Below are 10,675 nucleotides of genomic sequence, written 5' to 3'. Positions count from 1 at the left end.
GGTAGCGCCGGGCCATGCCCGGCGAGCGCAGCGGCCGCCCGGATTGGCGGTGGGCGAGGGGGCCTGAATCGGGGACAATAGCGTCCCCGCCGCCCCACGCCTGCCTCCGATGATCGATTCCGCCCCCCAGCATCCTGCCCGCATCCTTGATGGCCGCCGTATCGCCGAGGACCTGCTCGACAGCCTGAAGGTGCGCGTCGACGCCCGCGTGGCCGCCGGCGGCAGCCGCCCAGGCCTGGCCGTGGTGCTGGTCGGTGGCGACCCGGCCTCGACCGTGTACGTGCGCAACAAGCGCCGTGCCGCCGAGAAGGTCGGCATCGAGGCGCATGACTACGATCTGCCGGCCGGTACCACCGAGGCCGAGCTGCTCGACCTGATCGACCAGCTCAACGCCGATCCGAAGATCAACGGCATCCTGATCCAGCTGCCGCTGCCGGGCATCCCCGACGCGCGCCGGCTGATCCAGCGCATCGACCCGCGCAAGGACGTGGACGGTTTCCACCCGGAAAACGTCGGCCACCTGGCCCTGCGCGAGTTCGGCCTGCGCCCGTGCACCCCGCGCGGCATCACCACGCTGCTGGGCCACACCGACCAGCCGGTACGTGGCCGCAACGCCACCATCGTGGGCGTCAGCAACCATGTCGGCCGGCCGATGGGCCTGGAGCTGCTGATCGCCGGCTGCACCGTGACCAGCTGCCACAAGTTCACCCCCAAGGACGTGCTGGAACAGGCCGTGCGCAACGCCGACATCCTGGTGGTGGCGGTAGGCCGCCCGGGCATCGTGCCGGGCGAGTGGGTGAAGCCGGGCGCGGTGGTGATCGATGTGGGTATCAACCGGCTGGATGACGGCCGGCTGGTGGGCGATGTCGGGTTTGAAGCGGCGGCCCAGCGGGCCAGCTGGATTACCCCGGTGCCGGGTGGCGTGGGCCCGATGACCGTGGCCACGTTGATGCAGAACACCCTGGAAGCGGCGGAAGCCTCCTGAGGGTAGCGCCGGGCCATGCCCGGCGGATGTTTGCGGCGCCGCTGCGCTCGCCGGGCATGGCCCGGCGCTACCGGGGTTGCATTGATGCCCCGCGATTCCCGCCGACCCGCTCCTGGTAGGTGCCAACCTTGGTTGGCACACATCCATCGGGGCCATCGGCCCATCTGGGGTGCCGGTGCCGGACGGATCGTGCCAACCAAGGTTGGCACCCACCCAAGCCGCCCTGAACCGATCGCCGCCCGCGCGACACTGCGTCGCATCTACCCCCTGCCACGCGGCGCGAAAACAGGGTAAAATGTCGCGCTTCCCCACATCTCGGGTATGCCGATGCTGCGCATCCAGGCTGAAGCACTCACTTACGACGACGTCTCGCTCGTCCCCGCCCACTCGACCATCCTGCCCAAGGACGTCAACCTCGAAACGCGGTTGACCCGAGACCTGAAGCTCAAGCTTCCGATCCTGTCTGCAGCCATGGATACCGTCACCGAAGCCCGCCTGGCCATCGCCATGGCACAGCTGGGCGGCATGGGCATCATCCACAAGAACCTGAGCGTGGAACAGCAGGCCGCGGAAGTGGCCAAGGTCAAGAAGTTCGAGGCCGGTGTCATCCGCGACCCGATCACCGTCGGCCCGGAAACCACCATCCGCGACGTGCTGGCCCTGACCCAGGCGCACAACATCTCCGGCGTGCCGGTGGTGGGCAGCGACGGCCAGCTGGCCGGCATCGTGACCCACCGCGACATGCGCTTCGAGACCGAGCTGGACGATCCGGTCCGCCACATCATGACCAAGAAGGATCGCCTGATCACGGTCAAGGAAGGCGCCGCGTCTGATGAAGTGCTGCAGCTGCTGCACCGCAACCGCATCGAAAAGGTGCTGGTGGTCAATGATTCGTTCGAACTGCGTGGCCTGATCACCGTCAAGGACATCCAGAAGAACACCGACTTCCCGAACGCTGCCAAGGATCTGTCGACCCGCCTGCTGGTCGGCGCTGCCGTCGGCGTGGGTGGCGATACCGATCGCCGCGTGGAAGCGCTGGTCGCCGCCGGCGTGGACGTGATCGTGGTCGATACCGCGCACGGCCACTCGCAGGGCGTGCTGGACCGCGTCAGCTGGGTCAAGAAGAACTTCCCGAACGTGCAGGTCATCGGTGGCAACATCTGCACCGGCGAAGCCGCACTGGCGCTGCTGGACAGCGGCGCGGACGCAGTCAAGGTCGGCATCGGCCCGGGCTCGATCTGCACCACCCGCGTCGTCGCCGGCGTCGGCGTGCCGCAGGTCACCGCCATCGACCTGGTGGCCGAAGCGCTGCAGGACCGCATCCCGCTGATCGCCGACGGTGGCATCCGCTACTCGGGCGACATCGGCAAGGCGCTGGCCGCCGGTGCCTCGACCATCATGGTCGGTGGCCTGCTGGCCGGTACCGAGGAATCGCCGGGCGAGACCGAGCTGTACCAGGGCCGTTCGTACAAGAGCTACCGCGGCATGGGTTCGCTGGCTGCCATGGAGAAGGGGTCGAAGGACCGCTACTTCCAGGACGCCGCCACCGCCGACAAGCTGGTGCCGGAAGGCATCGAAGGCCGCGTGCCGTACCGCGGCCCGGTGGGCGGCATCATCCACCAGCTGATGGGCGGCCTGCGCGCCACCATGGGCTACGTGGGCTGCGCCACCATCGAAGACATGCGCAGCAAGCCCAAGTTCGTGAAGATCAGCGGCGCCGGCCAGCGTGAGAGCCACGTCCACGACGTGACCATCACCAAAGAGCCGCCGAACTACCGCGCCTGATGCGCTTGCGAACTGCTCTTGCGATTACGGGCAGCCTGCTGATGGCAGGCTGTTCGTTGTCCGAACCGCCGCCGCGCTCCGGGTCTCCGGGCGCGGCGGTTTCGCAATTGCAGGACGTACAGGTGTGCCAGAACGCGTTCTCGCTGCCGAAGGGCTGGCAGATGCAGGCCGCAGGCGAACAGCGCTGGCTGCTGAAAGGCACTGGCGAGCGTCCGCTGCAGGTCACGCTGCAGTGCGTTACCGAGCTGCTGCATGGCCCGGATGATCCGGTGCTGACACCGGTACTGGGCGCGCTGGAGCCCGCACGGATGAGCGTGCAGTGGGCGTCCTGGGGCGCTGCGGAGTCGGGCTTCTCGATGGCGGCGCTGCAACGGCGCATCGTGCCCGGCACCGAAGTGCAGGAAATCGCCGAGTTGCCGCGCGCTGACCGCGCCAACCCCAACGCACCGCACGGCCTGCTGATGCTGCGCTGGGACGAGGAAGACCCCTCACATATTCAACAACGCGAGGCGTTCATCGCCACGCTGACGCAGAGCCTCGAAGCGCCGGGCGCTGCGAAAAACACCACTGGAACGGCACCATGACCAACATCCATAACGACAAGATCCTCATCCTCGATTTCGGCGCGCAGTACACGCAGCTGATCGCCCGCCGCATCCGCGAGCTGGGCGTCTACTGCGAAATCTGGGCGTGGGACCACAACCCGGCCGAGATCGCGGCGTTTGGCGCCAAGGGCATCATCCTGTCCGGTGGCCCGGAATCGACCACGCTGCCGGGTGCCCCGGCCGCGCCGCAGGAAGTGTTCGACAGCGGCCTGCCGATCTTTGGCATCTGCTACGGCATGCAGACCCTGGCCGCGCAGCTGGGCGGTGCCACCGAAGCGGCGGACCAGCGCGAATTCGGCCACGCCGAAGTGAACGTGATCAACCCGGATGCGCTGTTCAAGGGCTTGAGCGACCACGGTGGCGAGCCGAAGCTGAATGTCTGGATGAGCCACGGCGACCACGTCTCCGTTGCGCCGCCGGGCTTCACCATCACCGCCACCACCGACCGCATTCCGGTGGCCGCCATGGCCAACGAAGAAAAGCGCTGGTACGGCGTGCAGTTCCACCCGGAAGTGACCCACACCCTGCAGGGGCAGGCGCTGCTGCGCCGCTTCGTGGTGGACGTGTGTGGCTGCCAGACCCTGTGGACCGCCGCCAACATCATCGATGACCAGATCGCCCGCGTGCGCGAACAGGTGGGCGATGACGAAGTGATCCTGGGCCTGTCCGGCGGCGTCGACTCGTCCGTGGTGGCTGCGCTGCTGCACAAGGCCATCGGCGAGAAGCTGACCTGCGTGTTCGTGGATACCGGCCTGCTGCGCTGGCAGGAAGGCGACCAGGTGATGGCGATGTTCGCTGAGCACATGGGCGTGAAGGTGGTGCGCGTGAATGCCGCCGACCGTTACTTCGCCGCGCTGGAAGGCGTGAGCGACCCGGAAGCCAAGCGCAAGATCATCGGCAACCTGTTCGTTGAGATCTTCGACGAAGAGTCGAGCAAGCTGAAGAACGCCAAGTGGCTGGCGCAGGGCACCATTTACCCGGACGTGATCGAGTCGGCCGGCAGCAAGACCGGCAAGGCGCATGTGATCAAGAGCCACCACAACGTGGGCGGCCTGCCGGAGCACATGAAGCTGGGCCTGGTGGAGCCGCTGCGCGAGCTGTTCAAGGACGAAGTGCGCCGTCTGGGCGTTGAGCTGGGCCTGCCGCGCACCATGGTCTACCGCCATCCGTTCCCGGGCCCGGGCCTGGGCGTGCGCATTCTGGGTGAAGTGAAGCGCGAATACGCCGAACTGCTGGCCAAGGCCGATGCCATCTTCATTGATGAGCTGCGCAAGGCGGATCTGTACGACAAGACCAGCCAGGCGTTTGCCGTGTTCCTGCCGGTGAAGTCGGTGGGCGTAGTGGGCGATGCGCGCGCTTATGAGTGGGTGATTGCGCTGCGGGCCGTGGAGACGATCGACTTCATGACGGCGCATTGGGCGCATCTGCCGTATGAGTTCCTGGGTACGGTGAGCAACCGGATCATCAATGAGTTGCGGGGGGTGTCGCGGGTTGTCTATGACATCTCGGGGAAGCCGCCGGCGACTATTGAGTGGGAATGAGTTGAAAGAACGAGGGCGCCGAGAGGCGCCCTTGTTGTATGGGATGGGCTGTTTGCCGGTACGCTAGGCACAGAGTTGAAGGGAATCGGGCGGAATGAGTGACATCAAGCTTTTCAGGTTGGTTGACGGCAAAGCGACTGAACTGCAGGGAAGGGCTTCAGATCTGGAGAAGCCGCTCCAGACGCTGATTGAGGCCAATTTGATGCCTATGCTTGGGATTCGGTTTGTTGCGACTGAGTACGTGACCGGGAAGACCCATGGTGGTCGCATTGATTCTTTGGGCCTGGATGAGAACAACAGCCCCGTCATTATTGAGTACAAGCGCTCAATCGGTGAGAACGTCATTAACCAGGGGCTCTATTACCTCGATTGGTTGATGGATCATCAGGCCGAGTTCAAGCTGCAAGTAATGGATGCGCTGGGCACTGCCGCTGCCTCGCAAATTGATTGGAGTTCTCCGCGGGTTGTCTGCATTGCTGCGGATTTCACAAAATTCGACGCACACGCTGTCCAGCAGATCAATCAGAGTGTGGAGCTCATTAGGTACAGGCGATTTGGAGATGATCTGCTGTTGTTTGAGCAGGTCAACACCGCAACTACTGGTCGCGGGAAGGCTAGGGCGCGCGAACTAGTAGTGGACGTGCCGTTCATCCATGCTCCAAGGTCTTCCAGTTCCACTGGCGATAGGACATATTCCGAGTGGATGGCATTGTATGGCCCTGAAATGGCCGGATTGATTGGCTCGTTGGATGATTTCATCGGATCACTTGGCGATGACGTTCAGCGCAAAGAGCTCAAGCTGTACATGGCATTCAAGCGTCTTAAGAACTTCGCAACTGTCGTTCCGCAAAAGAGTCGCTTGCTCCTCTTCTTGCACATCGATCCCGATTCGATTGCTCACTTAGCGCCCAACATGCGTGATGCCCGAACGTTCGGCCATTGGGGTACTGGAGACTTGGAGGTTGCGATCTCGAATCTCGATGATTTGGAGCGGGCCAAGCCATTTGTCATTGCTGCCTATGAGGGCAGAGCCTAGGTGGTACGTGAGTAGCCAATAACCCTTGGGGAATGGGAAGGCGCGAGAAGCCCCTTCCTTAAAAGGGGTATCGTGCTAGTGGTAAGAGTAGAGCTGGCGGGATTAGCCAGAGGTGGTTCTCGGCACGAAGGCCGGAACCACTTCTGCTCATAGCGATGACAGTAGCGTTCCGTCTATGCTTTAACCTCAAAGCGTAGGTAATCTGTGAGTCGTTTCGACTCATTGACTTCGTCATGGGGCACCAGCAAATACTTCCAAGGCTTGGTGCCTATGCTCACTGCATGATCGGAAGCGTGCTTGCACCACTGCATGGCGGCTGCGGTCTTGGCCTGAACCTCTTCAGCGTTGATGTCAGCACGAGCCTTGGTCTCCACCATGAGGATGGCGATGTCCGTCTCGGCGACGAAATCGGGGATGTACTCTGGTTGTTCGGCGCCAAGCTTGTAGTAGATCTGAAACTGTCCCTTTGCAGGCTTGAACCACTTCGTCGCGTCGCGCTCCAGGATGATGGCAAAGCGCCGTTCGGTATCCGAGTCGAACTTCTGCAGCGGGTACAGACAACGCGCGAAGCCACCGAAGAGCATCTGCTTGATGCGGCTGGTCTCGCCAACCGTCTCTCGAAAGTGGTGGGCCGTCTGGCCTCCGGTGGCGGTGTAGTTGCATGGCTTGAGTTCGGTAAAGCCGCGACTGACCTGCACCACGTATTCGGTCGCTTCCTCCCAGAAGTGGGCCATCATCTGCGCGTGAATTTCCCGCGCGATCAGGCGGCGATCACGATCGAGGACGCTGATGGCCTCGTCCTCGGACAGATAACCGCGCAGGTGTTGCACCATCTGGCCCGCGAGGTCGTAGAGCAGATCGGCATGGGTGAAGTAGTCGATGTCGTCGAAGTCCACCAGCGCGTGGACGATGTAGTCCTCCGGGCGCTGCTCCTTGAGCCCAACTTCGGCGGCCAGGGTGTCCTGCTCGTTGGTGCGCAAGTTATGGATGACGATCTCGCGTTCACCCGGCTGGAGGTGGAGCTGGCTCACGTCCAGCTTGAAGGCGTGGAAGCCCGTCGTGACCTCGCCAGTCGGCACCACCGCGATGCGCGGGATGTCGATGGTCTGCTGCACCACGATTTCGGTGGTCTTCGCCACCACGGCGGACAAGTCAAGTGCGGGAACTGATTCATCTACGCCCGCCAGCAATTCGCCTTGCAGCGGCTTCAACCGTTCCGCCACCTCCGCGAGGATTTCCTTCTGCACCTCTGGGTCCAGCAGCGCGCTGCTGGTGGGCACTAGATCGCGCCTGACCTCGTACTTGCCGATGACGTCCATGACCATGCGCGCGGCCTGCTTCTCCGCCTCGGTGGTGAACACCGGCTTGGGCGCGGGGATTTCCGCTCCACTGTCAGTGGCTGAGACCCCCGTGATCACGACCGGTGCTTCCGTCAAACCAAGACGCGCCGCCGCCCCGGACTCGATCTGCACGCTGACCTTCTTGTCGTTGGCGCTAGGCGCATCGAGGATGACCTGCTTCAGGCGAATCGGCGAGTCGCCGCGGTTGGCCTCGTCGATGATCTCCTGGAACTTGTCGTGGGCGACGATGTTCAAGCGATCCACGGACGCGACGCCCGTGCGCTTGCCGTAGGGCAGACGCAGGCCGCGGCCAATGGACTGTTCGATCAACGTGCGGGCATTGGCGGCGCGCAGCGGCACGATGGTGTAGAGGTTGGTTACGTCCCAGCCTTCCTTCAGCATGTTGACGTGAATCACGATCTCGGTCGGCTCGTCCACGCTCTCCACCGCTAGCAGGCGTGTGATCATCTCTTCTTCTTCCGCGCCGGTGCGGCTGGAATCGACCTGAATCACCTTGCCCTGGTAGCGCCCCTCGTAGAAGGCTTCCGACTCCAGAAGCGCCAAGAGCTGCCCCGCGTGTGTGGTATCGCGAGCGATGACGAGCATGAAGGGCTTGACCGGCTTGACGCCGTTCTCGCGGGCGTAGGTGAGTAGCTCGACCTTGGTGGTCTCGTGCAGGCGCACGCCGTCTTCTAGCTTCGTCTTCTCGATCTCCTCGGGCGTGTGAGCCTTGGCGTCGAAGTTGCGCTGGGTGACCACGGCTGGCTCCTTGACGAAGCCATCCTCCATCGCCCGTGCTAGCGGATAGTCCATCACCACGTTCTTGAACGGGACTGGCCCACGGCTGGACTCGACAAACGGCGTCGCCGTCACTTCCAGACCGAACAGCGGCTTGAGTTCGTTGATGGCGCGCACGCCGGCGCTGGCCCGGTAGCGGTGCGACTCGTCCATCAGCAGCACCAGGTCAGAAAGACTAGCTAGGTGGTTGAAGTAGCTGTCGCCCAGCACTTCCTTCATCCGCTTGATGCGCGGCTCCTTGCCGCCGCGAACCTCGGAGTTGATCTTGGAGATGTTGAAGATGTTGACGCGCACGTCGTGGGCGAAGCCCTGCGGTTGATCGTCCACCGCCGCGCCGGTCTGGTCGTAGTTGTCGCCGGTGATGATCAGCGGCGGTTGCTGCGCGAATTCGGCGATCCCCTTGAACACGTACTTTGGCGTGTTGCGCGTGAAGTCCGTGATGAGCTTGTTGTAGATCGTCAGGTTGGGAGCGAGCACGAAGAAGTTGTTGATGCCGTGCGCCAGATGCAGGTAGGCGATGAAGGCTCCCATCAGGCGCGTCTTGCCTACGCCCGTGGCAAGCGCAAAGCACAGCGACGGGAACTCGCGCTCAAAGTCTTCCAGCGTGCTGAACTCGGCCTTCAGCGTGGAGAGAATCGCCGATACATCACGCTCATGGCCCAAGAGTTCGGGCGCGGCATCGAGTGCGCGAACCAGCTTGATGAGCGATTCCGCCTGGGGCGGACGAAGGGACAGACGACCGGTGACGGCGTGCAGGACGCGGGCGTTCATTATTCGTTCTCCCCAAACAGACCGCCCTGTCCCGCATTGGCGAGGGCCGCTTTCCTGCTCTTGGTGTTCTTGACGCTGTCGCCAGGCGCCGCAGGCTCGGTCTTCTCAATCTCCGCGATCGGCAGGTTGGTCACGTTCAGGCTGTAGTCGTCACGGCCCCAGTGGCAGCGGGCGAGCACCATCTTCGGAATCTTCTTCAACGTCAGGTTCGGCCAGCGCTCCTCCGCTCTGGTCGCTGTGACTCCGTGGAAAGCGGCGCAGCACACCAGCAGGCTCCGCTCCGGGCCGATTTCATCGGACAGGGCTTGCAGCTGCTCTGCGGACAAGTTTTGCGTGGTGACGTAGATGAAATCGCGCTCGCTGGAGTGGCCGTGCTGCCACCAATGCGTTTCGGACGGTGCGTACGTGAAGCCCTCCAGCTTGGCCAGCGCCTCAGCCAGTTGCGCAGCGTTGTATTCCGGATTGATGACCGGGTTGCCCCAGCGGTCGTTGACGATCAGGCTGGGGGCAAGGCGGTAATATCGGAAGCCGCCGCCGCCTTTCCAGTTCATCGCTGCAGTGACACCTGCCGAGTCTTCGCCATTGATCACCTTCTTCAGGCGGGGAATTACGTGAGAGTGACAATGCTCGCCCAACTCCACCATGATCCAGCGGCGCCCCATTTTGTGGGCGACTGCCCCAGTGGTTCCAGACCCAGCAAAAGAATCAAGAACGATGTCACCAGGCTTGGTCGCGAGATCAAGACATCGTTTGATAAGCCCCTCGGGCTTTTTCCCTTTTGGAAATTCGATCCCACCTTCGTTGTGGAGATTGTTGGAGAGAATGTCATCCCATAGGCTTGTCAAAGGCTCACCAGCCACGTACTTCCCGTCAATGATTTTGAGCTTATCCGAATAGAAGAGGATTCGCTCGCCATTGACGAAGTACATATTCGAATGAGCTTCGCGTTCTAGCAGCACGACTTCGCCGGATCGAGCTTTCGATCTGTCAATCATCTCTCTCGCTTCACTGCTAACGGCCTTGTAGTCTGGCCGTGCGAGACGAACTACGCGCTCCGCATTATTCATCACAAACTCGGAAAGCTGCTCCTCATACAGATCCCCCAAGGTCTTCTTGAGGCCGCGTTCCGGCATGCCGATACTCATTGCAAACGCACTGGCAAGTGTGATGAATCGCCAACGAGAGAAGGGCTCTTGGGGGTTTTCGATGAATTGCCCGTAGCGCTTGTCACGTTCAGCGCGGGCCGTGAAGACTCGATTGGGCCTCCACAACGATTTGTTCTTTGCGTAGATCAGAATGAAGTTAGTGGTGCTCACAACGCCTGGATTGATCGCTTTGTGGCCAGTAGCTGATCCTTGTTTGAAGGTCACCACTGAAACCCGATTCGCACGCCCGAACACTTCGTCCAACAACGCTATCAGGTATCCGAGTTCGTTATCGTCGATGTGCACAAACAGCGTTCCGTCATCGGACAGCAATCGCCGCAGCGATTCGGCACGATCACGAATGAGTCCAAGCCAAATGGAGTGCTCGTATCCATCATCGTAGTAATCAAATGCCTGTTGCGTATTAAAGGGCGGGTCGATATAGACGCACTTCACTTGGCCGGAGAACTGCTGCTCCAATGATTTCAGTGCCAGCAGGTTGTCACCGAAGATTAGCCGGTTGTCGAAGATGTCGTTGTCCGACACGCGATGCGTCGCGTGATATGACCTCGCGGAGTCTTCAAGCAGGATGCGGGGCTCCAGCTTGGGCCGCTTCTCCTTCCCGATCCAGGTGAGTTCTAGTTTTTGTTTGCTCATGGTCATGCCACC

The 10,675-nt window shown here is 62.2% G+C and carries 7 protein-coding genes; 5 read left to right on the top strand and 2 right to left on the bottom strand.

The features are described from left to right. The first annotated feature begins 109 nt into the window (after positions 1 to 109). From folD to G5A07_RS03990, 5 genes are all read left to right on the top strand, one after another. Positions 110 to 985 (top strand): bifunctional methylenetetrahydrofolate dehydrogenase/methenyltetrahydrofolate cyclohydrolase FolD, encoded by an 876-nt coding sequence (gene folD, locus G5A07_RS04010; RefSeq protein ID WP_191862881.1) that lies wholly within the window; start codon positions 110 to 112, stop codon positions 983 to 985. 327 nt (positions 986 to 1,312) lie between these two features. After that, complete coding sequence (gene guaB, locus G5A07_RS04005; protein ID WP_191862880.1) at positions 1,313 to 2,770, top strand: IMP dehydrogenase; 1,458 nt, start codon at positions 1,313 to 1,315, stop codon at positions 2,768 to 2,770. A 107-nt stretch (positions 2,771 to 2,877) separates the two neighbouring features. Beyond that, positions 2,878 to 3,354 carry a hypothetical protein gene (locus G5A07_RS04000; RefSeq protein ID WP_191862879.1) on the top strand — a complete coding sequence of 159 codons (477 nt, stop codon included), beginning with the start codon at positions 2,878 to 2,880 and terminating at the stop codon, positions 3,352 to 3,354. Then, complete coding sequence (gene guaA / locus G5A07_RS03995; RefSeq protein WP_019661318.1) at positions 3,351 to 4,916, top strand: glutamine-hydrolyzing GMP synthase; 1,566 nt, start codon at positions 3,351 to 3,353, stop codon at positions 4,914 to 4,916. Before G5A07_RS04000 ends, guaA begins: the two co-directional genes overlap by 4 nt. 94 nt (positions 4,917 to 5,010) lie before the next feature. Next, positions 5,011 to 5,952 carry a DUF5655 domain-containing protein gene (locus tag G5A07_RS03990; RefSeq protein ID WP_191862878.1) on the top strand — a complete coding sequence of 314 codons (942 nt, stop codon included), beginning with the start codon at positions 5,011 to 5,013 and terminating at the stop codon, positions 5,950 to 5,952. Positions 5,953 to 6,125: 173 nt separating this feature from the next. Here G5A07_RS03990 and G5A07_RS03985 read toward each other — a convergent pair whose 3' ends face one another. Both G5A07_RS03985 and G5A07_RS03980 read right to left on the bottom strand, forming a co-directional pair. Continuing rightward, on the bottom strand, positions 6,126 to 8,861 hold the full coding sequence (locus tag G5A07_RS03985; RefSeq protein ID WP_191862877.1) for a DEAD/DEAH box helicase family protein: 2,736 nt from the start codon (positions 8,859 to 8,861) through the stop codon (positions 6,126 to 6,128). Next, positions 8,861 to 10,663: a site-specific DNA-methyltransferase gene (locus tag G5A07_RS03980; RefSeq protein WP_262405824.1), complete on the bottom strand. Its 1,803-nt coding sequence runs from the start codon at positions 10,661 to 10,663 to the stop codon at positions 8,861 to 8,863. The genes G5A07_RS03985 and G5A07_RS03980 overlap by 1 nt, the downstream gene beginning before the upstream one ends. Between the last annotated feature and the right edge of the window lie 12 nt (positions 10,664 to 10,675).

Source organism: Stenotrophomonas sp. AS012628 (assembly GCF_010608305.1).
GTDB classification, from domain to species: domain Bacteria; phylum Pseudomonadota; class Gammaproteobacteria; order Xanthomonadales; family Xanthomonadaceae; genus Stenotrophomonas; species Stenotrophomonas geniculata.
The sequence above is the reverse complement of the archived record's forward strand: the minus strand, read 5'-3'. Positions and strand labels throughout refer to the sequence as shown.

Excerpts from the sequence above, each read along its gene's own strand:
- folD (WP_191862881.1), top strand. The coding sequence starts at position 110 with ATGATCGATTCCGCCCCCCAGCATCCTGCCCGCATCCTTGATGGCCGC.
- guaB (WP_191862880.1), top strand. The coding sequence starts at position 1,313 with ATGCTGCGCATCCAGGCTGAAGCACTCACTTACGACGACGTCTCGCTC.
- guaA (WP_019661318.1), top strand. The coding sequence starts at position 3,351 with ATGACCAACATCCATAACGACAAGATCCTCATCCTCGATTTCGGCGCG.
- G5A07_RS03990 (WP_191862878.1), top strand. The coding sequence starts at position 5,011 with ATGAGTGACATCAAGCTTTTCAGGTTGGTTGACGGCAAAGCGACTGAA.
- G5A07_RS03985 (WP_191862877.1), bottom strand. The coding sequence starts at position 8,861 with ATGAACGCCCGCGTCCTGCACGCCGTCACCGGTCGTCTGTCCCTTCGT.
- G5A07_RS03980 (WP_262405824.1), bottom strand. The coding sequence starts at position 10,663 with ATGAGCAAACAAAAACTAGAACTCACCTGGATCGGGAAGGAGAAGCGG.